The sequence below is a fragment of the Micromonospora sp. DSM 43699 genome, assembly GCF_055517075.1.
This window is the reverse complement of record NZ_JBTMMT010000084.1, coordinates 1-23,927: the sequence shown is the minus strand read 5'-3', so window position 1 is coordinate 23,927 and position 23,927 is coordinate 1. Positions and strand designations below refer to the sequence as shown.

Sequence of the window (23,927 nt, the reverse complement as noted above, 5' to 3'; positions counted from 1 at the left end):
GTGGATGTGGGGGGTGGGGGTGGGTCGATAGGGTGGCGGTGACGGGGGTTTGTCGAGGTTGCTGGGCAGCGTCGTCGGCCGCCCGGGGACAGGCGGGTGTCGAGCCCTGCGGACCAGCCACAGCTGACCGAGCCGTCATCACCGCCATCCGTCCACAAGGGAGCGTCTATGCGTCTGAGTCGATCGTTGAAACTGGTGAAGCGGCGGCTGCCGGCGCTCGCCCTCGGCCTGGGCGCGGTCACGCTGATCGCCACCCCCGCAGCCGCCGTCCCGGGAAGCGGCAACACGGCAGCCGGAAGACCGGCGAACCCCACCGCGAACGCCAGCTCGGCAGGCGGTCTCCGGGGCAACGCCGTCATGCAGGACCCCACTGCGGGGAAGACCGTGGCAGCCGATGCCGTACGCGCGGCGGGCTGGACGCCGGTGCCGGGCACGGCGCAGGCCCGGTCCGCGCCGGCCACCGCCACCTACGGTGGTGAGCTGCACGTCTTCGTGCAGGGCCCCGACGGGCAGGTGCGGGTCGACCGGTACGACACGAACACCGACTCCTGGTCCGGCTGGGCCGCCGTCCCCGGTGACGCCATGGCGACATCGGCGCCGGCAGCCGCCGTCTACGGCGGGGAACTACACCTGTTCGTGCAGGCCGACCAGAAGGTCCGCACCAACCGGTACGCCCTGGACACCGGCGCCTGGTCCGGCTGGAGCACGGTCCCCGGTGCCACGTCCGCGTCGTCGGCCCCGTCCGCCACCGTCTACGGCGGCCAACTGCACCTGTTCGTCCGGGGCGCGAACGGCAAGGTCCGGACCAACCGGTACTCGCTGGACACCGCCGCCTGGTCCGGCTGGGCCACCCTCGCCGGCCCGACCGGCGCCAACTCGGCCCCGTCCGCCGCCATCTACGGCGGTGACCTGCACGTCTTCGTCCGGGGCACGAACGGCAACGTACGCACCAACCGGTACTCGCTGTCCACCGGCGCATGGTCGGGGTGGAGCGACGTGCCCGGCACCGCACGCGCGGCGTCCGCGCCGGCCGCCCTGGTCTACGGTGGCGGGCTGCACGTCTTCGTCCGCACCGGCGGCGACGACCTGCGCACCACCTGGTACCTCCAGGACTCCGGCGCGTGGTCGGGCTGGAGCACGGTCGACGGCCCCGGCGGCGCGATCTCCGCTCCGGCGGGGAGCGTCTACGGCGGCCTGGTGCGGCTCTTCGTCCGGGGTGCCGACGACGAGGTCCACCAGGGCCAGCCCTAGCGGTAGCCGAACCGACGGTGTCGCCGACGCCGCCTTGCCCACCGTCGACCCGATGGGTGGGGCGGCGTCGCGGGCGCGGGCCAGGCGGTTCACCCCGTTCCCCGGCCGGCGGCACACCGGCCGGAGCCGTTCCGCCCGCGTCCCGGGCCGGCGGTCGGGGTGCTCTAGAGTCCCGACATGGGTGCACAGGGGCGACGGGCGATCGTGGTGGGCAACAGCGACGGTGTCGGGCTGGCGCTCACCCGGCAACTGGTGGCGGCCGGCTGGACCGTCACCGGGCTGTCCCGCAGCGAAAGCGCCCTGGCCGCCCCCGGGTACGCCCACCACGTCGCCGACGTCACCGGCGACGCCTACCGCGCGGTGCTGGCCGGGGCGGTCGACCTGCTCGGCGGGGTCGACGTGTGCGTCTACGCGGCGGGGGTCGGTGAGTTCTTCGACGTCGCTGACCTGGCGGCGCAGACCAGGGCGCTGGAGGTCAACCTGATCGGTGCGGCGCGCACCGTGGAGGTCGTCGTGCCGGCGATGGTGGCCGGGGGTGGTGGTCACCTGGTGGGCCTGTCCAGCCTCGCCGACGCCGGACCGTCGACCCAGGCCCCCGGCTACGCCGCCGCCAAGGCGGGGTTGACGTCGTACCTGGTCGGACTGCGGGGTGCGCTCCGCCCCCACGGGGTGCGGGTGACAGTCGTCCGGTTCGGGTTCGTCGACACCAAGATGGCCAAGTCGCCGGTGAAGCCCATGCTGCTGAGCGTGGAGCGGGCCGCCGACGTGGTGCGCGACTGCCTGCGTACCGGGCCGGCGGTCGTCTCCCGGCCACGGCGGATGGCCGTGCTGGCGCGGGCGGCCGGGTTCGCGGCGACGGTGGCCGCCCGGCGTTGAGCCGTACCGGCACGGCGGGGCGGGGCCGTCCGTGGACCGGCTTGAATTCGCCACGATCGTCGTGGGATTCTGATGCGTCGATGACTTGCCGCGCGCGCGGTGCGGACAGTCGTCCAAGGGCAACCGGGGCCGGTGGTTTCCGGGGGACGGCGACAAGTGCGACGGAACGACGTCAGTAGTCCGTCCATCAGTCCCGCCCGCCGTCTCGACGCCCCCTCGTGGTGCGCCGCTACCCCGACCGGCCGGGCGGTGCACTGTGGTGACCCACGAAGGAACCCGCATGAACAGAGATTCCGCCCCACCGTCGCGCCCGGCGCGGCGCGTCCGGGGGCGCTGGACGGCGCTCACCGTGAGCCTGCTGCTCGCCACCGGTGGGCTCGCCGTGACCGGTCCGTCGCCCGCCGACGCGGCGTCGGATCCGGTGGCCGTGACGGTCAACGTCAACGCCGGGCTGGCCACCGTGCCGGACACCGCGCTGGGTGTCAACCATGCCATCTGGGACTCCCAGCTCGGCACCGCCGAGACGTCCGACCTGCTCAAGGCCGCCGGTGTGCGGATGATGCGCTACCCGGGCGGCTCGTACGCCGACATCTACCACTGGCGCGACCACACCGCGCCCGGCGGGTACGTCGCGCCGAACACCGACTTCGACACCTTCATGGCCGCCGCCCGGCGGGTCGGCGCGCAGCCGATGATCATCGCGAACTACGGCACCGGCACCCCCGCCGAGGCCGCCGACTGGGTGCGCTACGCCAACGTCACCAAGGGGTACGGCGCGAAGTGGTGGACGGTCGGCAACGAGAACTACGGCAACGGCCTCTACGGTTCGGCCTGGGAGGCCGACGACCACCCCGACAAGAGCGCCGGCCAGTACGCCCGGCTGGTCGTCGAGTACGCCGACGCGATGAAGGCGGTCGACCCGACGGTCAAGGTCGGCGCGGTGCTGACCATGCCGGGGAACTGGCCGGACGGAATCACCGCCGGCAGTGATCCGGGTCCGTGGAACCGGACCGTGCTCTCGATCGCCGGCCCGAAGATCGACTTCGTGGACGTGCACTGGTACCCGGGTGGCAGCGCGGCCGAGTCGCTGGCCCGTACCGCCCACATCGACGAGGCGGCCCACCTGCTGCGCGACCAGCTCGCCCGGTACGCCGGCCCGAACGCCGCCCGGATCGGCATCAGCTTCACCGAGCTGAACGTCGGCACCGGCCAGAACACCCAGCCCGGCGCGCTGTTCCTCGCCGACGCCTACAGCGACCTGCTGGAGAACGGCGTCTTCACCGTCCAGTGGTGGAACGTGCACAACGGCATCGGCACCGTGTCGCAGGTGGCCGGGCAGACCGACTACGGCGACTTCGGGCTGCTGTCCAGCGGCGGGTGCACCGCCGACAACTCGGTCTGCGAGCCGCCGCTGAACACCCCGTTCGCCCCGTACCACGGGTTGTCCATGCTGAACCTGTTCGCCCGGCCGGGTGACCAGTTCGTCCGGGCCGCCACCGACCAGCCGCTGGTCACCGCGCACGCCGTCCGGCGGGTCGACGGGGATCTCGCGCTGCTGCTGGTCAACAAGGACCCGGACAACGCCCGTCAGGTCACCATCGACTATGCCGGGTTCACCCCGTCGGATGCCGCGCCGACGACGTACTCGCTCACCAACGGGGCGTCCGGCGTGGTCACCGGGCAGTCCGGCAGCGCGGGCAGCCGGACGCTGCCGGCGTACTCGCTGACCACGCTGGTGCTGCGGCCGTCGTCGCCGGTCACCGCGCACCCGGCCCCGCCGGGGCAGCCCACCGTCAGCGGGGTGACCGACCGGGCGGCGACGATCTCCTGGTCGCCGGCCCCGCCGAAGGGCGCCCCGATCGCCAAGTACGAGGTGTACCGGCAGAACGGCACGGTCAGTGAGCAGCTCGGCGAGACGGCCGGCACCTCGTTCACCGTCGACAACCTCGTCCCCGGCACCCGGTACACCCTCAACGTGCTGACCCGGGACACCGCCGGGAAGGTCTCCTGGTCGTCGCCGCCGGTGACCTTCACCACCGCCGGCCCGGCCGAGAGCAGCTGCACCGTCCGGCTCAGCACCGCCAGCGACTGGGGCAACGGCTGGGTCGGCAACGTCGAGATCGTCAACAACGGGGCGAACCCCGTCGACGGCTGGACGTTGACCTGGAAGTGGCCCACCGACTGGCAGCAGGTGAGCAGCGGCTGGAGCGCCACCTGGACGCAGACCGGGCGCACGGTGACGGTCGCCAGCACCGACGACAACCGGCGGATCGCCGCCGGGGGCAGCACCACGGCCGGTTTCGTCGGCGCCTACAGCGGCCCGAACGTGCCGCCCACCGGCTTCGTCCTCAACGGCACCCCCTGCACCGTCGGGTGACCGGAGGCGGGCCGGTCACCGGTCGGGCTGACCGCCCGGCCGGCGACCGGCCCGTGGCCCCGTACGACGGTGGCCGCCGACGCGGCGCTGCCGCGTCGGCGGCCACCCCGGGTCGTGCCATCGCTCCCGCTCCCCCGGGGAAACGTCCCGGCCACACCTTTCGATCAGCCGGGCGGGCCCGGGACCGGTCAGAAACCGGCCGCGTGCGCGGCGGACGTGCCGCCGACCACCGGAAGAACGATCTTGCTGCTCTTCAGGGCGACCTGGATGTTCGCGGCGGTGGTGTCCGCCTGGCTGGAGTACTGCGGGTAGCTGGCCACGATGATCACGCCGATCCGGTGGCCCGGCTTGAACACGTAGTCCTCCGGCAGCAGCGGGAAGGTGAAGTTGTACGACTCCCCCACCACCAGCGGCACGGCGGTACGGATCGACTGCCGGTTCTGGGCGTCCATGATGCCCTTGGTGACCAGCTCGTAGTCGGCGGTGGCGACCCGCTTGGCGGTCTGCTTGTAGCAGCCGTCGTCGGTCGGACTGCTCAACCCCCAGCAGTCCTCGGTGGTCAGGGTGATGATGCCCTCGCCGGAGGCCCGGTGCGCCACCCGCTCGTCGGTGCCGTAGTCGACCAGGATCGCCCCGAAGTTGGTGTCGGTCTGGTCGGCCGAGGCCCGCAGCTGCACCGTCGGCGTGCCCGAGATGTGCAGCGGCGCGGTCAGCGGCGCGGACAGGAACGCCAGCCGGTTCGGCTGCACTGTGTCCGGGTTGAGGATCATGGTGTTCTGGCTCTGGGTACGGCTGTCCTGGAACGCGCCGGTCGCCGGCTTGGCGGTCGGCACCAGCTTCAGGCCGCCGGCCCCGGTGCTGCCGGGCTGGAGGAACACCTCGGTGTCGGCCTTGCCGGGGATCGGCCAGTCGGCGTGGGTCTCCCACACGTCGGCGGCCCGCTCCAGGTCGACCCGGGGTTCGTCCATGATGCCGTTGGCGACCCCGTGCAGCCAGAAGTCGAACCACCGGTGCAGGGTGGACACCCAGACCGCGCGCCGCGAGTCGAACGGGTCGACGTGCCCCTCCTGGGAGAGCCACAGCTTGCGCTGGACGTTGTTCTCCGCCAGGGCGTACCAGAACTTGCTGAAGTGGTCCGCGCGGACGTTGTCGTCGTTGAGACCGTGGTAGAGCAGCACGCTGGCGGTCATGTTGGGGACCTTCTTGACGTAGCTGCGCTCGTTCCAGAAGGCGGTGTAGTCGCCGGTCTCGTCGCCGTCGGCGGCGGCCATCGCGTCCCGCACCGGCTTGCAGTACTCCCGCCGCTCCGGGTTGGTGACCGTGTTGGCAAGCGACGCCACGTAGCTGTTGCCCCGGGTGACCACCCCGTTGCTGCGCACGTAGTCGTAGTACTCGGTGGGGCCGCTGATCGGCACCACGGTGGTCAGGCCCTTGACGCCGGTCACCGCCGTCGCCATGGCCAGCGACCCGTCGTACGACTTGCCGATCATGCCCGATTTGCCGTTGTGCCAGTCGGCGGTGACCACCTGGCCGGCGGCGTTGCGGGCGGTGGCCCGGCCGTTGAGCCAGTTGATCGCCTGCTTGGCGCTGAGATTGTCCTGGTTGGCGTTGGTGGTGGGGCAGCCGGTGGAGTTGTTGGTGCCCACCATGTCCAGCAGGATCACCGCGTAGCCGCGTGGCACGAAGTAGTTGTCGTAGAACAGCGGCCACCTGTCGAGCAGGCCGTCACCGTCCAGGTCGGCCTTGCACTCGGACTCGTTGCCCCGGCAGACGGTCGAGTAGTACGGGCTGGCGTCCATGATGACCGGGACCTTGAGCCCGTTCGCGGTGGCCGCCGGCCGCATCAGGTCGAACGCGATGATGTCCCGCAGACCGTCGTTGTCGCTGTCGAAGGTGGAGTCGATGAACAGACGCTCCCGGATGGCGTCGGCGTAGCCGAACACCGGCTGGGTCACCCCGTCCTGGACCACGATCGTCGGTACGTCCGCCGCCGCCCCCGCCGGTGGTGCCGCGCCCAGGGCGGCGAGCACCATCGCGGACAGTACGGCCACCCCGGCGCGCAGGGGCGTTCCCATCGCAACCATGCAGTCTCCTTGAATCTCGGCGAGACTGCGCACGTTATGGGCCGACCGACCGCCACCACCATCTGCACCTGTAGGAACTTCGCCCCCGCCGGGTCCGGCACCCCGCCCGCGACGACGGGCCGCCGGTGGTGACCCGCCGGTCAGTCCCGGTAGCCCCACTGCCGCAACGGCTTGTCCAGCACCCGTTCCACCGCGGCGAGCTGGTCCACGCCCAACTCGTCCTGGTACGCGGCCCGTCGCCCGGCGTGGAACCGGTACCGACCGAACCCCTTGTCGAACGCCGGTGACCAGTCCAGGTCGAGGAAGTCGAGCATCCGGGCCACCTCGGCACGCGGGTCGGCGAGCAGGTCCTCGTAGCGCACGTCGAGCCACTGCCCCTCGGGGTGTGCGGCGCGTGCCTCGGCGAACCGGTCCATCAGCATCTTCCAGCCCAGGGCGGCGAGCACCGGGAACGACCTGTCGTACTCCTCCCACTCCTGGCGCAGGTCGGTCGGCAACGGCCCGAGGAACCAGTTCTCCGGCCCACGCCAGCCGTCCCACCAGCCCATCTGGAGCCAGGAGTTGGTCACCGCCCGCCCGTCGCGGAGCACGTTGACCACCCGCAGACCGGGATAGCCGGCCCGCAGGAAGCCGGTGCGCGGCCAGCCGGTCACGTGGTGCAGCAGCAGCCGGCAGCCCTGCCGTTCGATCCGGGCGTCGAAGAAGGCCCGCAGCCGCCGCCGCAGGTAGGGGGTGAGGTCCTCGGCGGTCAGGTCCCGGCACGGGCGGGAGAAACCGGCAAGCACGTGCCGATCCAGCAGGTCGTACGCCTCCGACGGGGCTACCCGCAACCGGCCCTTCTCCAGCAGCCGGCGGCTGTGCCGCAGCGAGGTCATCCCGGCCGGGCGGGGCGCCGACCGCCGGTACAGCGGCCCGTTGAGCCGGCCGGCGAGGTTGAGCCGGGACAGCTTGTCGTCGACGCCGGAAACGAACCCCACCCCGGGATGCCGGGACAGCAACTCCTGCACCAGGGTCGAACCGCACCGCCCGGTGCCCACCACCACCGCCAACATCCCTCAGCCCTCCTCTCGCCCGGCCACCGTCGCGTGCCCGGCCTGCGTCGGCCGCCCGACCTGCGTCGATTGACCGGCGTCCGTCGATTGACCGGTCGCCGTCGACCGCCCGGCGTCCGTCGACCGACCGACTCCCGTCGACACCGGCCCGCCCCGCCCCCACGGGTAGCCGAACCGGCGCAGGCCCGGCGCGGTCAGCGCGGTCACCAGCGCATACGACCAGCGGGACAGGTCGCGTCGCCACTGCACGTCGGCGGTGATCGGCACCGGGCCGGTCCGGTGCCGGGACGGGTTGCCGGCCACCGAGTGCGTCGGGGCCAACCGCACCGTCGCCGGGCCGGTGAACGGGCCGCCGTCGGCGTCGACCCCGGCGAACGCGACGATCCGGCGCAGCGTCGCCTCCGGGTCGGCGGTCAGGTCCTCGTAGCGCACCCGCAGGTAGCCCGTCGGGGCACCGCCACCCCACAGGCGGACGGTCACGGTGTTCCAGACCAACCAGAGCAGGGCCGCCTTCCACACCGGCGGGCGGCTCATCAGCTCCGGGTCGGTGTCGCCGTCGAGGCCCCGGCGGCGACGCCAGGAGAAGGCGGTGGCCCGGGGGTCGCGGACCAGGTGCAGCACCCGCAGGTCGATGCCGGGCAGCGCGCCGAGCAGCGCACCGTACGGGGGCAGCTTCGACGAGTCGACCACCACCCGCGCCCCGGTGTGCCGGGCCACGGCGGCGTACAGGTCGGCCAGCGCCGCGTCGTCGGGGTGCGCGGGGACCGGCCGTACACCGCGCCGGTGGCGACGCAGCAGCGCGGGCAGGCCGCGCATCCGGAGCCTGCCGCGCAGCCCGGCGGCGATCGCGGCGGCCCGGTCGGTCGGCAGTTCCCGGCGCACCTCGCGCCACAGCGGGCAGTCCCGCAGCGGCCGACCGCACCCGCAGGGCCGGTTGTCCAGCTCGCCACGCTGCCACAGGTAGCGCAGCTCACCGGCGGCGAAGACCCCGTCGTACTGGCCGAGCACTGTGGTGACCAGGGTGCTGCCGCTTCGTCCGCTGCCGGCCAGGTAGAGCACCCGCACCGGCGGGTTCACACCGGCTCCCGGACGGCACGCGCGGCGGTCGAGTAGACCTCCCGCAACCGGGCCAGGTGCGCCTGCGGGGAGAAGTCCCGCTCCACCCGCGCCCGCCCGGCCAGCCCCATCCGGTACGCCCGTGCCGGGTCGGCCAGCACGCGCCCCAGCCCGGCGGCCAGCGCGGCGGGGTCGTCGGCGGGCACCACCTCGCCGTCCACCCCGGGGGTGACCAGCTCGGGCAGACCACCCAGGTCGGAGGCGACCACCGGCACCCCGCAGCCGTACGTCTCCAGCACCGCCATCGGCTGGTTCTCGTTCCACCGCGATGGGACCGCCACCACCGTCGCGGACCGGACCAGTTCGTGCAGCCGGGCCTTGTCCAGCCGGCCATGGAACCGGACCCGGCCGGGGGCCCGCCGCTGGGCCAGTTCGGTAAGCCCGTCCCGGGCCGGGCCGTCCCCGGCCACCTCCAGCACGACGTCGTCGGGCAGCCGGGTGAGTGCCTCGATCAGCACGTCGACGCCCTTCTCCGGGGCCAGTCGGCCGGCGAAGACCACCGGTCCGCCGGGTGCCGGCTTCACCGCCGTCGCGGCGACGTCGACGAAGTGGGACACCACGTGCAGCCGGTCGGGGAAGACACCGGCCCGACGCATCACGTCGGCGAGGAACCGGCTGGGGCTGACGAACGCCTGCACCGGCCCGTACGCCCGGGTGGAGCGGTGCAGCCAGGACTCCACGGCGAGCAGCGAGCTGGCCCCCAGCGACCCGTCCTTGCAGCGGCGACGGACCGCCCGCAGCGGACCGCCTGTCACGCAGGCGTCGCAGACCGTCCCCTGGTCGAGCATCTGGTAGCTCGGGCAGGCCAGCTTGTAGTCGTGCAGGGTCATCACCGCCGGCACCCGGGCGGCCCGCACCGCGGCCAGCACCGACGGGGAGAGCTGGTGGTAGATGTTGTGCAGGTGGACCACGTCGGGCCGGAAATCGTCGAGCACCCGGGCCAGGCCCCGCCGGCTGGCCGGCGACCAGATCATTCGGGCCGCGACCGCCGCCCGCGCGCCCGCACCGCGCGGCGCCGGGTCCAGCTCCACCCGGGACGGGAAGTGCCGGGCGTACGGGGTCGGTGCGTCGTTGTCCGGGTGGGTCATGCCGAAGAAGGCCACCTCGTCGCCGTCGCCCCGTTGCAGCTCGGCGACGTCGAGCAGGTAGCCCTCGGCACCGCCGCGCCGGTAGAGGAACTTGTTGACATGGAGGACACGCATCGGCCTGCTCCGGGGGTGGCTGCTGCGGTCCGTCGGGGTCCAGGGGTGGGGTGTTCGCCCCGGACAGCAGCGTTGACCAGGGGCCCCACCGTAAGCAACACCCGCGTCGTGAGTCCAGCTCATGATCCCCAAGTAAGCCTTACGGCCCATCGTCGGCTGACCACACGGCCACGTGGTCAGCCGCGATGATCTGCCGGTACCGTGTGCCCCACCCCGCCCGACGTGCCCGAGGAGGACCCGGTGCCCCACCCCGACGAACCCTCGGCGTTGGCGTACACCGCCCGACGGGTCCGCCGGCACCTGCGCTGGGCACGCACCGAGGGCGTCCGGCGGCTGGTCGAGGAGGACCGGCTCGACCCGGTCGAGCGGGCCCGCACCGCGCTGGCCAAGTGGCGCTGGCGGCGGGCCCATCCAGGGCCGCCCGGCCGAGCCGTCCCGGTCTACCTGGTGGGCCTGCAACGCTCCGGCACCAACATGCTCACCCGGGGCCTGGACGCCGACCCGTCGGTCGAGGTGCGCAACGAGAACGACCGGGCGGTGTTCCACCGCTTCCGGTTGCGCCCCGACCCGGTGCTCACCGCCGTCGTCCGGCGCAGCCGGCACCGGTACGTGCTGGTCAAGCCGCTGTGCGACACACACCGGGTGGACGAGTTGCTCGCCCTGACCGGGGTCGCGCCGGGGCGGGCGCTGTGGGCGTACCGGGACGTCGACGACCGGGCCCGGTCCGAGGTGGCGAAGTTCGGCGACGCCAACCTGCGGGCGCTGCGTGCCGTCGCCGACGGCACGATCGGGGACCGCTGGCAGGGGCAACGCCTGGACGCGCCGACCCGGGAGCTGATCGCCGGCTTCGACCACGACCGGATGACGCCGCACACCGCCGCCGCCCTGTTCTGGTACGTCCGCAACTCGCTGTACTTCTCGCTGGGCCTGGCCGACCGCCCGGACACCCTGCTCTGCTCGTACGACGCACTCGTCGCCGACCCGGCCGGGTACACCCGGCGGCTGTGCGCGTTCCTCGACCTGCCGTACGACCCGGTGCTGCACGCGCACGTCGGTGCGCGCACGCCGGCACGGCCCCGGTTGGAGATCGACGCCCGGGTGCGGGCGCTCTGCACCGACCTGACCGCCCGGCTGGACGCGCTGGCCGGCCGGCACGAGGCGGTGGACCATGGCTGACCCCGCCGACCCGATCCCGCACGCCGCACCGGACCCGCAGGCCCGGCCCGCACCGGCGACCGGCCCCGCACCGGGCGCGGCAGCCGGGGCAGGCCGTCCGCAGGGGCCGATCTTCCTGGTCGGGTGCCAGCGGTCCGGCACGACAATGCTGCGCCTGGTGCTCGACTCGCACTCCCGGGTCAGCTGCGGCCCGGAGACCCGGTTCCTGACCGACATGCAGCGCATCGTCGGGCGGGACTGGGAGCGGCTGGCCCGCTTCGGGTTCCCCCGGGAGTACTGGCTGGGCCGCATCGCCGACTTCTTCGGCGGCATCCAGGCCGACTACGCCCGGTCCCGGGGCAAGACCCGCTGGGCCGACAAGACACCGCTCTACGCGCTCTCCATCGACTTCCTGGCCGAGGTCTTCCCGGACGCGCAGTTCGTGCACGTCGTACGGGACGGCCGGGACGTGGTGGTGTCCCACCGCAAGCGGTTCGGCTACTGGTCGGCGGTGAAGTGCGTGGTGAAGTGGCCGCGTTACATCAGGATCGCCCGTGCCTCCGGGGCCCGGTTGCCGGCCGACCGTTACCACGAACTGCGCTACGAGGAGACAGTCACCGACCCGGAGAAGGCCATGCGCGGCCTGTTCGAGTTCCTCGGCGAACCATGGGAGGCTGGCGTGCTCGACTACGACGGCAAGCAGCACGACGTGGCGGGCAAGTACACCGCCGAAGCGGACCGGCGGCGGGCCGCCGCCGGCACGGACGCCCCGATCTACGGCTCCCGGGTCGGCACCTACCGCCGGGAGCTGGACCCCTTCCTGCGGGTGCTGGTCCGGGTCTTCTCCGGTGCCACCCTGCGCGAACTGGGCTACCGGTGACCCGCCGGGCCGGGGCGTCGGCGACCCGATACGCCGAGCCGTCGGTGACCCGCCGGGCCGGGCGGCGGGTGCTGGTCGCCGGTGCGCTGCTGTTCGCCCTGGTCGCCGGGGCGGCCTGTTCGGACGATCCCGCCCCCCGGCCGGCCCCGTCGGCGGGCACCCCGTCGGCGGGCACCCCGTCGGCCGGTGCCACCGGCACTCCGCTGCCGGCCGGTGCGCCGGTACGCAACCCGTTCGGCGCGCACTGGGACTTCTCCCGGCACGACCAGTTCGTGCCGTACCTGGAGAAGCTCTCCGGCTCGACGACGTACCACGAGCTGAGCTGGTGCGACATCGAGAAGACCCAGGGCAGCCCGGACTTCTCCGCGGTGGACCAGATCGCCGAACGCAGCCGCAAGCTCGGCATCACCCTGCACCTGAAGATCCGTACCGGGGTCTGCTGGGCGACCGGCGGGACGGCGAAGTTCACCCGGGGACAGGCCAACAAGACCGAGTCGGCGATGCCGGTGGACCTGGCCGCCTACCAGAAGTTCGTCAGCGACCTGGTGCGGCGGTACACCCCCTACGGCGTCGGTGAGTACGCCATCGAGAACGAGGTCAACGCGCAGCAGTACTGGGCCGGCAGCCCGGAGGACTACCGCCGGCTGGTCACCGCCGCCGCCGAGGCGATCCGCGCGGCCGACCCGAAGGCCAAGGTGGTCGACTCGGGCATGAGCAGCGTGGCGTACGGGATGGGGGTCGCCGACCGGCTGCTGCGGGCCGGTCAGCCGGACCAGGCCGTCGCCGCCTACCAGGCGTACTTCCAGCGGCGGATCGGCACCCGGGGACGGCTGATCCCGGCGGTGAACGACCCGGCGGCGTTGCGGGCCGCGCTGGACAACGCGCCGAACGCCCGGAACCTGGCCTACCTCGCGGTCACCGAGAGACTGCTCGACGACCGGGTGGTCGACGTCCGGCAACTGCACTTCTACGAGCACTTCTCCGGGGTGCCGGCGCTGCTTGACTACCTGCGGGCGGAGACCCCTTCGGGGGTGCCGGTGCAGGCGTGGGAGGTCGGCCAGTTCTGGAAGGACGGCGCCGACGACGCCGCCACCCGGGGCGACGAGATGGTCAAGGTGGTCAGTCTGCTGGTCGCCGGGGGCATCCACGAGGTGCTCTGGCTGCCGCTGGCGTACAACCCGAACAACCGGGCCGGCGCGGAGGTCCGCTACGGGCTGCTCGACCCGGACGGCACCCAGCGGCAGGCCGGCGCGATGATGGCCGCCCTGGCGTCGGCGGCCCGGGACGCGACGGTCGAGCCGGTGAACGGCAAGGGGCTGACCGGGGTGGCGTTCCGGCGGGGGGCGGAGAGCACGTTGGTGGTCTGGTCGACCTCCACCGGCACCGTGTCGCTGCCGGCCGCACCCGGCCTGACCGGCGGCCCGGTCGGTGCCGACCCGACCGCCCGCACCGGCGCGCTGCCGATCGGTCCGAGCCCGGTGCTGGTGCGGGCGAAGGGCGACCCGGCCACCGTCCTCGCCCCGATCCGCTGACGCCATGATCGAATTGCAACTTTGCGCACCAATCGCGGCGTGTCGACTACCGGAACGCAATCCGATCATGGTGCGGGGCGGTGGCGCGGCGACCGTTCACCAGGTACGGGGCCAGTCGAGCAGGTCGGCCAAGCGGGCGTTGTGCGGGGCGAACTCGGCGGCCAGGGCGGCCCGCAGCTCGGGGGTGAGCTGGGACGGGCCGGTGTCCGTCCGGCGGGTGTGCCGGGCGAACTCCGCCGGGGTGAACGGGGCCAGGCCGAGGAAGCGCAGCACGCCCGCATAGGTGGTGGCCGGATCGGCGTACAGGTCCTCGCTGCGGATCACGTGCAGCCGTTCCCGGGGCAGGTGGGCGTACCAGCGGTCGAGCTGTTCGGCGTAGCGGCCCCGGGCGGCGTAGGAGAAGTTGCGCAGCGCGTGGTGGGCCGCGGGGGTGTCCGGCCCGTCGGCCAGCGCCCCGGCCAGCCGCCCCGGTTCGGCGGCGAGCGCCTCGGCGAAGCCCAGCGGTTCCACCCCGTACGAGCGGGTGTGCAGGTAGTGCGAGTAGGCCCGCTCGACCGGGTCGCGCAGCAGCGCCACGAACCGGGCCTCGGGCAGTGTCGCCGCTACCCGGGCCGGAACGTCGGGGTGGAACAGGTAGTAGGGGCTGGCCTCGAAGCTGCGTAGGCCGGGGGCGGCCGGTGGGAAGTGCGCCCGGTACCAGCGCGGCCCACGCCTGAAGTGCAGGCTGAAGAACTGGAGTTCCTTGCCGGTGGCGACCCGCACGTCGGGATGCGCGGCGAGGTAGTGGTGCAGCGAGGTGGTGCCGCAGCGCTGCCCGCCGATGATCAGGAAGTCCGGCAGCGCGCCGACCCGGCCGGGCAGCGCCGCCCGCCCCCAGGCGCGGGTGCCGCGTACCACCCGGCGGAGTCGGTCCACGGTGGCCCGGCGCGGCCCCGCGCTCACCGCGACACCACCCGGCCGGAGGTGTCCCTGCCGTCCCCGGCCACGCCGGACCCGGGCAGACCGCCGTCGGCCCGGTCGAGGGGGTCGACGCCCGGAAGGTCGGCCGGCGTGGGGCCGTCCCCCGCGTCGGGCGGGACGCCGCGACGGCGACGGCGGGCCAGGGTGCGCAGCACCATCAGATCCTCCCGGCTGAGTCCCAGCGCCAACACGGTTGCCAGGTAGACCGCCACGATCGTGGTCAGCCCGGCGACCGGCCGCCACGGCCAGCCCGGCACCAGCCAGCGCACCAGCAGCCCGGCGGCCAGCGCGACCACCCCGGCGACGAGCCCCTTGGCCATCCCGACGGTGAACGGCAACGCGCCGGTCAGGTAGCGGACCTGCACCACCCGGGCGATGTTGACCACGATCAGCGAGGCGCTCCAGGCCGCCGCCGCACCGACGATCCCGTACGCGGGGATGAGCCACAGGTTGAGCAGCACGTTGAGCACCAGGGCGACCAGGTTGTCGGCCATGTTGACGGCCACCCGGCCGGACATGTTCAGCACCGTGCCGCACGGGCCGGTCGCCGCGTTGACGAGCTGGCCGAGGGCCAGGATCACGGTCACCGCCGCGCCGGTGGCGACCTCGCCGCCGAAGACCCGCAGCAGGTCGCCGGGGAGCACCAGCAGCGCCACGAACGCCGGCAGCGACAGCCGGACCACCCAGCCCGTCGCCACCGCGTAGACCCGGCGGACGTCGTCGAGGTCCCCCCGGTGGTAGAGGTGCGCCAGATACGGGCCGAACGCGGCGTTGACCGGCGCGAGGACGAAGATGGCCACGGTGACCAGTCGGGTGGCGACGTTGTAGACGCCGATCTCCTGGTTGGCGAAGAAGCCGAGCAGCAGGGTGTCCACCCAGATCAGCCCGGTCGACGACAGCGACGACACCCAGCTGACAGTGGAGAAGCGGAACAGTTCCCCGGGCCGGTGCACCGGGCGGGCCGGCGGCACCCGGCGGACCAGCCGGCCCAGGGCCACCAGGGCGAACAGGGCGGCCGACCAGCCGGCCACCACCAGTGCCCAGAACGCACCGGTCAGCCCGGCCCCGGTGACCAGGGCGAGCGTGGTGAGCAGCAGCCGGGTGCCCGGCTCGTAGAGCTGCCCGATGAAGGTGAACGGCCGCTGGGTACGCCAGCCCCGGGTCGCCGCCAGGGCCGCCTCGCAGACCGTCGAGGCGGGCAGGGTCAGCGCGACCAGTCGCAGGCCGGTGACCAGCCCCGGGTCGTGCAGCCGGTCGGCCAGCCACGGTGCGCCCCAGGCCAGCGCCCCGGCGAGGACGACCGACGAGCCGGCCGAGACGGCCAGGCCCAACCGGACGGTGCCGCGCAGCGCCGGGGCGTCGTCGTCGGCCAGGTGCACCGCGACGAACCGGGTCAACCCGGCCCGGAACCCGGACAGCGACAGCAGCCCGGCCAGCGACAGCACCGCGTAGCACTGGGCGTACCGGCCGACCTCCCGGATGCCCAGCACCCGGGCCAGCAACAGCATGATCAGGAAGACGGCGGCCTGGCTGAGCAGGGCGCCGAGCAGGTTGAGCCCGCCGCCCCGGGCCATTCCCCGGACGTGCTGGTCGCCCCGGGCCGTTTCCCGGACGTCCCGGTCGGCCCGCGCGGACGATTCGGGCACCCCCGCCTACCGGTGCCGGGAGCGCTGCTCGGGCACGGTCGCCGCGACGACCGGCAGCACCACCGTGTCGTCACTGCCGCGCCGGCCACCGGTCGACGCCGGGGTCGCCCGCCCCACCGCCTGCGGCTGCCCGGCCCGCCGGCTGCGTGCCAGCCACTCCACCACCGCCACCAGCAACACGGCCAGCAGCAGGCCGGCACCGGACACCGGGAGCACCAGGCCGACCAGCGCCTTCGTCCGGGACACCGGCTGCACCTCGCCGACACTGGTCACCTTGTCGGGGTCGGCGGCCTGGGACTGGGCGCGGGCCTGTTGCAGGCCCTGTCGGGCCGAGGCGAGCGCGCTGGTGGCGCTGTCCCGTTGCGCGATCAGCGCCTGGTAGTCGGGCAGCTTCGGGCCGAGCCCGTCGAGCCGCTTCTGCCCGGCGCTGATCGACTCGGCGGCGGCGGTGGCGCCCCGGCTGTTGCCGACCGCCTGCATCTGCAACTGCTGCTGCCGCAGGCTGGCGATCTCCTGGAGGGTCGACTGGTAGAGCTTGTCCGGCTGGCTGACCTTGTTGGTCTTCTCCCAGTCGTTGATCGCCCGGGTGGCGGTGGTCAGCTCGTCGGTGGCCGTCTTCACCTCGTCGGTGGCGATGCCGACCTGGCTGGCGAAAAGGAAGGCCAGGGCGCGCTTGCCGGTCGCGGCGAGCACCGGGGCGACCGTGTTCCGGTCGGCGGCGGTGTAGGTCACGGTGAGCTGGCTGCTCGCGCCGACCTGCTTGACCGCCAGTCCGTCGCGCAGCGTGTCGGCGGGGACCCCGGTGTCGGTGGCCACCTGGTCGACCACCTGCGGGGAGGTCACCGCCGCGGCGAAGGCCGCCGCGAACTGGTTGGCCGCCTGGGTGCCTGTGTACTGCTGGGCCGCGCTGCCGCCGACCAGGGCGGGCGCGGCGACGTACGAGGTGGCCGCGTACTGCTGCGGGCCGAGTAGGACGACAAGTGCGGCTGCCGCCCCGGCCACCAGCGGAATGCCCACCAGCAGCCAGAGTCGACGCCGCGCGACCCGCAGATAGTCGACGATCTCCACCCTGCTGCTCCCCACTGCTTGACGGTTCATCGGTGGTGCCATCCGGTCGGCACCGGTCGGGGCGTCGCCGCCCGGGACGGGCCGGTCGGCAGCCCGCGGGCGACCGCCCCGGCCGCCGCGGCGAACGCCGCGAAATACCACAGGGTGACCACGTTCGAGATCACGTTGGACGCCGCGCTGACCGCGACGAAGGCGACCGCGCAGCCCAGGAAGCCGACCGCGATGCCCCGGCCGAGGCTGCCCGGTGGGGCCCGGCGCAGCGCGTTCAGCCCGGTGTGCAGGCACAGCGCCATCATCGCCAGGTACGCCAGCAGCCCGGCCAGCCCGGTCTCCACGTACGCGCGCAGGAAGTCGTTGTGCGGCTTCTTCGCCTCGTCGGCCTCGAACTTGGTCATGTTGGGGCCGATCCCGGTGACCGGGTTGCGGTTGGCCAGCGACACGATCTCCGACCAGTAGCCGACCCGCCAGGCGAGGGTGTTGCCGGTCGGGCCACCGCCCACGGCGGTGCTGTCGGCGAGCTGCCCGAAGCGCTGCGCCACGCTCGGCAGCAGGGCCACCCCGGCCACCGCGACCAGGCAGAGCGCCACCAGCATCCGCCGGCTGCGGTGCAGCACCGCGACCACCAGCAGGCCCAGCCCCGCCCCGAGGATCGCGCTGCGGGTGTTGGTGAGCAGCAGGAACAGCAGCGACGCGGCGAGCAGCACGCCGAGGCCGAGGCGCAGCCGACGGCTCAGGTAGCGGTGGATGCCGAACCCGAAGATCACCATGAACATCAGGTACCGGCCGAACGTGGTGGACTGGCTGAACGGGCCGCTGATCCGGGTGAAGTCCCCCTTGACCTCGGCCGGCGGGTGGCCGAGCAGGGACAGCACGACGGTGTAGCCGACCGCAAGCGCCAGCGAGACGTACGCGGCGAGCAGCACCCGGCGGACCGCCGGCAGGTCCGGCATCAGCTGCTCCAGGACCACGAACATCACCACCACGGTGCCGATCCGCAGCGCCTCCAGGGCGCTGGGCACCGGCTGGGCGGCCCCCGCCGCGCTGACCAGCGAGGTGGCCCCGACCAGCAGCATCGCCACACCGAGCGGGGAGCCGCGCAGCCGGCCCCGCTGCCGCAGTTGGGCGGCGAGCCAGAGGCCGGCGGCGAGCAGGAACAGCACCGCCAGGATCGTCGACGGGTCCATCGCGCGGGTCGCCCCGGCACCGTCGGCCCGACCGGCCGTCGGGCCGCTGAGCTTGAACAGGTCGACGCAGGACCGGACCGCCAGCATCAGCAGCACGTACGCCGAGAAGCGGGTCAGCGCGAGCACCCCGACGGCCAGCCCGGCGAGGACCACCAGGGGCAGCACCGCGCCGATCCGGCCGCCACCGGTCGCGGCCAGCCCGACGCCGACCGACACCACCGCGCAGAGCAGCGCCGCGCCGGCGGTCAGCAGGCGCACGGTCGGGTCACCGGCGGACCACCGGCGGCGTCCCTGGGTGGGCAGGGCGGGGCCGCCCTCCGTGCCGTTTCGCTGTCCGTCCACCGCTCGCCGACCACTCGTTTCCACAGGATGCGTTGCCGGTCGCCGCCGACGGCCGGGAAGACGGCCTAATCTAACGGTCGCCGAGGGCCCGGGACATGGGCCGTTACGCCGACCGTGGGCGACTTAACGTCCCGAACCGGGCGGGGCCCGCGCAGCGCCAGCGAGAAGTAGAGCCGTTCCAGCTCACGGGCGGCCACGTCCCAGCTGTACTCGGCGAGCACCCGGTCACGCAGCAGCGCGGCGCCGGCCCGTTCGGCCGGTATGTCGGCGGTCACCGTGGCCAGGGCCCGGAGCAGGTCGTCGACGTCGCCGTCGCGGAACAGCCGCTGCCCCGGACCGTCGCGGTCCAGCACCTCCAGATGCGGTTCGATGTCGCTGGCCACCACCGGCAGCCCGTACGAGGCGGCCTCCAGCAGGGTCAGCGGCAGCCCCTCCAGGCGGGACGGCTGCACGAAGGCCGCCGCGTGCGAGTACAACTCGGCCAGCAGGTCGCCGTAGACGAAGTCGGTGAAGACGATGCGCGGGTCGTCGCCGGCGGCCTCGCGGAGCCGGGCGACGTACCCGTCGGTGAAGGCCGAGCCGCCGACGATGGCCAGCCGCAGGTCGGTCGGCAACCGCCGGAACGCCCGGACGAGCAGGTCGGCGGCCTTCTCCGGGACGAGCCGGCCGACCAGCAGCAGATAGCCGCCGGGGCGCAGGCCGAACCGGGACAGCTCCCCCGGCGGCCGGTGGGTCGGGACGGCCACCCCGTTGGGGATGTACCGGGCCGGGCGGCCGAACCGGCTGGTGTAGTGCGCCGCCAGGCCCTGCGACACGGTCACCCGGGCGTCCGGCAGGTGCCCGCTGAGCCGGTACGCGGTGCCGAGCACCGCCCGCGCGGCCGGGCCCCACTTGTCCCGCTGGTTGTCCAGCCCGTGCACGGTGAGCACCACCCTGGCCCGGGAGGCGTAACGGGCCAGCGGCGCGGTCAGCACCGGGCCGAGACCGTGGTAGTGCACGATGTCGGGGCGCTCGGTCAGCGCCGCCACGGTCGAGGTGGCCGAGTGCACGATGGCGTCGAGGTGCTTGCTGGGCACGGTACGCGCCCGCCGCAGCCGGATGCCCCGGTGCTGCTGGGCCTCCACCGCGCCGTAGCTGTCCCGGCAGTAGACGGTGACCTCGTGGCCGAGCCCGGCCAGCCGGCTGGCCATCTCCTCCACGTGCCGTTCGATCCCCCCGTGGGTGGCCGGCACGCCCTTCTGGCCGATCATCGCCACCCGCAGCGGACGCCAACCGGGCGGGCAGGTCGCGGTCGGCCCCGAGCGGTCGGGGCGGAGCTGGTCTCCCCGGTCGGCGGCTTCGTCACGGAACGGCACTGTCCCCCCTAGTTTCTGCTACGCACCGCCGGCGGTGGCGCATCCCCGGCGCACGGGACGCTAGATCATCGACGACCGGCCGGCCACTGGCCGGTCAGTCAGACCTGGTCGGTTACCTGCGGATCGGCCGACCGGACACCCACGGCGTCGGCCGGACGCCGGTGGCCGCCCCCGTGCCGGTACGGCGCCGGGAGGACGCAGTCTCCGTCCTCCCGGCGACCGTGTGGTGACGTCAGGCGGTCGGGCCGCCGAACTCCACCCAGTTGAGGTTGAACAGACTGGTCGTCGGTCCGCCTTCGACGGGCTTGAAGACCAGGTAGAGCGCGTGCGTGCCGGCGGCCTGACTGACCGGGAAGGTCTGGCTGGCCCAGGCGCTGGTGCCTGCGGTGGCGTTGAGCGTCGCGCTTGTCACCAGGGCCCCGGTCGGCGAGTCGAGCCGCAGCTCGACGATGCCGCGCGGGGTTCCGGCGGTGGCCGTGGAGCCACCGGCGTACCGGAAGGTGATCTTGTCGATCCCGCCCAGGTTGACCGGGTCGAGCGCGATGTGGTCACCGTTGTCGATGCCGGCCACGTGCTGGCCGCCACCGGCGTCGGTGGTGTTCGCCAGGGTGACGCCCTGCTGCACCTGGGCGAACTCGGCCTGCTGCCGGTAGGTCTGCAGGACGATCTGGTCGAGCGCGGAGAGCGCCGGCTGACCGTTGGCGCCCTTGTCGGCGTAGGTGGCGCTGATCGCGCCGTACAGGTAGCCACCGGCGTGGTCGGCACCGTCGGCCGGGGTCTCGAACGAGCCCGAGCAGCCGTTGGCGTCGCTCATGCCGTGCCCGTGCGTGTCGTGACCCAGGACGAAGGAGACGGTGACCCGGCTGCAGTCGATCGGGCCGTCCTCGGGGTCGGTCACGGTGACCGTCCACGGCACGGTGTCACCCCAGTTGAAGAAGGTGCCGGACAGCGGCGAGGTGACCTTCACGGTGGGTGCGGTGTTGCCCACGGTGATCTCGCGGGTGAGCACCGCCGTCTTGCCGCTGGTGTCGGTCACCGTCAGCTTGGCGGTGAAGACGCCGTTGGTGGTGTAGGTGTGCGACGCGTCCCGGTCGGTCGCGTCGGTGGTGCCGTTGCCGTCGAAGTCCCAGGCGTAGGTGATGGTCTCGCCCGGGTCCGCGTCGTAGGAGCCCTCGGCGGAGAACTGCACGGTCAGCGGCGCCTGGCCGGAGGTGGGGCTGGCCTTCAGCTCCGCCACCGGTGCCCGGGTGCCCTTGGCGTAACGGATCACCGAAAGCGCGGCGTCCGGGTTGGCCCGGAAGAAGCCGTCGCCGTACTCCAGCAGGTAGAGGCTGCCGTCCGGGCCGAACTCCATGTCCATCGGGTTGTCGAAGACGAAGCCCGGCAGGAACTGCTCCACCCCGACCAGCTTGCCGCTGCCGTTGGTGCGCATCATGAAGAGCTTGTCCCGGGTGAACTCCCCGAAGACCACCGCGTCGTGGTAGTACTCCGGGAACTTGGTCTCGGAGGCCAGCGCGGCGTCGTACTTGTAGACCGGGCCGCCCATCGGGCCGACGCCACCGGTGCCGAGCACCGGCCACTGGAACTCACAGGTGCCGGCCGGCGTGCTCAGGTACGCCTCGGCGCAGGTGGTGGTGGCGCGGAAGGTGTAGTTGAGCTGCGGGTCCTGCACCGGCGGGAGGACCCGACGGCCGGTGTTGCGCGGCGAGTCGTTCACCGGCGCGGCGCAGTTGAACGCCCCCTTCGACTGCTTGGTCACGAAGTCGTAGTCGATATACGGCAGGGTCGGCGAGTAGCAGTACGGCCAGCCGTAGTTGCCCGCCTTGTTGGCGGCGATCCACCGACCGGTGCCCTCCGGCCCCCGGGCCGCGTTCGGCACCTGCGAGTCCGGCGAGTAGTCACCGATGTAGACGAAGCCCCGGGAGTCCACGTCGAAGCGGAACGGGTTGCGCAGGCCCATCAGGAAGATCTCCGGGCGGGTCTTGTTCTCCCGGTCCTCGGCCTCGGGGAAGAGGTTGCCGGCCGGGACGCTGTACGACCCGTCCGCCTTCACCTTGATCCGCAGCACCTTGCCCCGCAGGTCGTTGGTGTTGCCGGCGGAGCGCTGGGCGTCGTAGCCCGGCCCCTGGGTCGGCGACTCGTTGATCGGGGTGAAGCCGTCCGAGCCACCGGCGTTGGTGTCGTCGCCGGTGACCAGGTAGAGCAGCCCCTTGCCGTCGAACTTGACCTCACCGGCGACGTGGCAGCAGACGCCCCGGTCGGTGTCGACCTTCATGATCTTCTGCTCGCTGGCCAGGTCCAGGTGCGGCGTCGGCTCCTCGACCCACTTGAACCGGGAGAGCTGGTTGTGCCCCTTGTAGACGTCCCACGCGGTCGGGTCGGTGCTGGTCACCGGCGCGTCGGTGATGGGGGTGTCCAGCTTCGGGGCGTAGTAGACGTAGACCCACTTGTCGGTCGCGAAGTCCGGGCCGATGGTGATCGACTGGAGACCGTCCTCGTCGTGCTGGTAGACCGGGAGGGTGGTGATCACCGGGCTGGCGCCGGTCTTCGGGTCGTAGAGCCGGATCTCACCGGCCCGGGTGTTGTGCAGCACCCGACCGTCGGGCAGCACCGACAGGGTCATCGGCTCGCCCGGTTCGTCGTTGAGGATGACCTTCTCGTAGTTGGCCTTGACCGTCGCGCCGCAGTCGCCCTGGACCATGCCGGCCGACCACTGGATCGCGCCGAGCAGGTGCTTGCGGAACGCGCCGTTGGCGTACGTGTCGGCGGAGTCACCGAGTCCGGTGTAGAACGACCGGCCGCCCTGGAAGTCCTTGCACCAGGAGATCGGGTGGTCGTAGCCCATGGTGCCACCGGTGAAGGTCTTCTCGTCCACCGTGGCCAGCACGTGCGCGGTGCCCCGGACGTTTGTGGTGAAGTTGTACCACTGGTCGTTCAGACTGAGCTGCCGGGCGAGTGGCTTGCTCGCCGGGTGGACCCGGTCGGCCACGTCGATGGTCGCCGACCCGCTCGACGCCGTACCGGCCACTGTGGTGCCGACGATGTCGCGGTAGAAGGTCCACGACGGCTCGGCCTCGACCGCGGCGTGCACGCCGAGGTAGCCGCCACCGTTGCGGATGTAGCGCTCGAAGGCCGCCTCCTGGCCGCCGTCGAGCACGTCACCCGTGGTGTTCAGGAAGACGACCGCGCCGTAGCTGGCCAGGTTGTCGTCGGAGAAGGCGGTGGAGTTCTGGGTGACGTCGACGGTGAAGCCGTTGCTGCCACCCAGCGTGCGGATCGCGTTGACACCCTTGTCGATGGACGGGTGCCGCTCACCGTCGGTCTTGGTGAAAACCAGGACGCTTGTCTGGTCCTGGGCCGGCTGGGCCAACGCCGGGGCGGTCGCGGCGAGCGGGACGACGATCCCGAACCCTGCGATCGCGGCGAGCCATCGGTGTACCGATCTTGCCATCTGGTTCCTCCGGTGGGGGGACGATGTGCTACCTGCTCCGGGCGGGTGCCGGGGCCACCCGGGTTGGTGCGGTGCTGCGCCTCGCTCTCCGGTAGGGGGCGGGACGACGCCGGCCCGCCCCCGGTGCGGTTCGCCGACCGGGGAGCTGCCGTACGGCCATGGGGCCGCACGGCCCGTGCTACGGGCGCGCGAGGACGCGGCCCGGGGGTACGGGTCGGAAGAGGTGGCGCGGGGATGATTCGGCCCGGGGACCGGGATCCGGTCGGTTCCGGGTCTGCCGGGAGCCGGGTCGGACGGCCGCCGCCGGGGCGGGGCGCCGCCCGGTCGGGTCCGGGTCTGCCGGGGCGGGACCGGGCGGCGCGGCCCGGGTGGTGGGGGGGGGGGGCGGGGGGGGGG

The 23,927-nt window shown here is 73.1% G+C and carries 16 protein-coding genes; 6 read left to right on the top strand and 10 right to left on the bottom strand.

The window, feature by feature from the left end:
* Positions 1-168: 168 nt before the first annotated feature.
* The 3 genes from AC0AIB_RS27860 (at position 169) to AC0AIB_RS27850 (ending at position 4,504) form a co-directional block, all read left to right on the top strand.
* Positions 169-1,251: a DUF8189 domain-containing protein gene (locus AC0AIB_RS27860; protein WP_328347710.1), complete on the top strand. Its 1,083-nt coding sequence runs from the start codon at positions 169-171 to the stop codon at positions 1,249-1,251.
* A gap of 177 nt (positions 1,252-1,428) precedes the next feature.
* Complete coding sequence (locus AC0AIB_RS27855; protein WP_465097805.1) at positions 1,429-2,127, top strand: SDR family NAD(P)-dependent oxidoreductase; 699 nt, start codon at positions 1,429-1,431, stop codon at positions 2,125-2,127.
* Positions 2,128-2,407: 280 nt separating this feature from the next.
* Positions 2,408-4,504, top strand: a complete 2,097-nt coding sequence (locus tag AC0AIB_RS27850) for a cellulose binding domain-containing protein (RefSeq protein WP_465097804.1) — start codon at positions 2,408-2,410, stop codon at positions 4,502-4,504.
* Between the two features lie 188 nt (positions 4,505-4,692).
* Here AC0AIB_RS27850 and AC0AIB_RS27845 read toward each other — a convergent pair whose 3' ends face one another.
* From AC0AIB_RS27845 to AC0AIB_RS27830, 4 genes are all read right to left on the bottom strand, one after another.
* The gene (locus tag AC0AIB_RS27845; protein ID WP_328347716.1) at positions 4,693-6,588 is read right to left on the bottom strand and encodes a CocE/NonD family hydrolase; all 1,896 of its coding nucleotides are present in this window, start codon (positions 6,586-6,588) and stop codon (positions 4,693-4,695) included.
* Between the two features lie 140 nt (positions 6,589-6,728).
* The gene (locus tag AC0AIB_RS27840) at positions 6,729-7,640 is read right to left on the bottom strand and encodes a sulfotransferase family protein (protein ID WP_465097803.1); all 912 of its coding nucleotides are present in this window, start codon (positions 7,638-7,640) and stop codon (positions 6,729-6,731) included.
* A gap of 3 nt (positions 7,641-7,643) precedes the next feature.
* Complete coding sequence (locus tag AC0AIB_RS27835; protein ID WP_465097802.1) at positions 7,644-8,717, bottom strand: sulfotransferase family protein; 1,074 nt, start codon at positions 8,715-8,717, stop codon at positions 7,644-7,646.
* Positions 8,714-9,958: a glycosyltransferase gene (locus AC0AIB_RS27830; RefSeq protein ID WP_328347722.1), complete on the bottom strand. Its 1,245-nt coding sequence runs from the start codon at positions 9,956-9,958 to the stop codon at positions 8,714-8,716. The genes AC0AIB_RS27835 and AC0AIB_RS27830 overlap by 4 nt, the downstream gene beginning before the upstream one ends.
* Before the next feature lie 240 nt (positions 9,959-10,198).
* Between AC0AIB_RS27830 and AC0AIB_RS27825 the strand changes: the two genes are divergently transcribed.
* Genes AC0AIB_RS27825 through AC0AIB_RS27815 form a run of 3 tightly spaced genes read left to right on the top strand, consistent with a single transcriptional unit; the run spans position 10,199 to position 13,525 of the window.
* Positions 10,199-11,134, top strand: a complete 936-nt coding sequence (locus AC0AIB_RS27825) for a hypothetical protein (RefSeq protein ID WP_465097801.1) — start codon at positions 10,199-10,201, stop codon at positions 11,132-11,134.
* Positions 11,127-11,993 carry a sulfotransferase family protein gene (locus AC0AIB_RS27820; RefSeq protein ID WP_328347726.1) on the top strand — a complete coding sequence of 289 codons (867 nt, stop codon included), beginning with the start codon at positions 11,127-11,129 and terminating at the stop codon, positions 11,991-11,993. The genes AC0AIB_RS27825 and AC0AIB_RS27820 overlap by 8 nt, the downstream gene beginning before the upstream one ends.
* Positions 11,990-13,525 carry a hypothetical protein gene (locus AC0AIB_RS27815; RefSeq protein WP_465097800.1) on the top strand — a complete coding sequence of 512 codons (1,536 nt, stop codon included), beginning with the start codon at positions 11,990-11,992 and terminating at the stop codon, positions 13,523-13,525. The genes AC0AIB_RS27820 and AC0AIB_RS27815 overlap by 4 nt, the downstream gene beginning before the upstream one ends.
* 96 nt (positions 13,526-13,621) lie before the next feature.
* Here the strand turns inward: AC0AIB_RS27815 and AC0AIB_RS27810 are convergent, their stop codons facing one another.
* The 6 genes from AC0AIB_RS27810 to AC0AIB_RS27785 form a co-directional block, all read right to left on the bottom strand.
* Complete coding sequence (locus AC0AIB_RS27810) at positions 13,622-14,467, bottom strand: sulfotransferase family protein (RefSeq protein WP_465097799.1); 846 nt, start codon at positions 14,465-14,467, stop codon at positions 13,622-13,624.
* Positions 14,464-16,131 (bottom strand): flippase, encoded by a 1,668-nt coding sequence (locus AC0AIB_RS27805; RefSeq protein ID WP_328347731.1) that lies wholly within the window; start codon positions 16,129-16,131, stop codon positions 14,464-14,466. The genes AC0AIB_RS27810 and AC0AIB_RS27805 overlap by 4 nt, the downstream gene beginning before the upstream one ends.
* Positions 16,132-16,137: 6 nt before the next feature.
* A complete protein-coding gene (locus tag AC0AIB_RS27800) occupies positions 16,138-17,214 on the bottom strand; it encodes a Wzz/FepE/Etk N-terminal domain-containing protein (RefSeq protein ID WP_328347733.1) in 1,077 nt (358 codons plus the stop codon).
* An 11-nt stretch (positions 17,215-17,225) separates the two neighbouring features.
* Entirely contained in the window at positions 17,226-18,725 is a 1,500-nt protein-coding gene (locus AC0AIB_RS27795) for an O-antigen ligase family protein (protein ID WP_328347735.1), read from the bottom strand.
* Between the two features lie 65 nt (positions 18,726-18,790).
* Positions 18,791-20,080 carry a glycosyltransferase family 4 protein gene (locus AC0AIB_RS27790; protein ID WP_465097798.1) on the bottom strand — a complete coding sequence of 430 codons (1,290 nt, stop codon included), beginning with the start codon at positions 20,078-20,080 and terminating at the stop codon, positions 18,791-18,793.
* A gap of 232 nt (positions 20,081-20,312) precedes the next feature.
* Complete coding sequence (locus AC0AIB_RS27785) at positions 20,313-23,531, bottom strand: ThuA domain-containing protein (RefSeq protein ID WP_328347739.1); 3,219 nt, start codon at positions 23,529-23,531, stop codon at positions 20,313-20,315.
* Positions 23,532-23,927 lie beyond the last annotated feature (396 nt).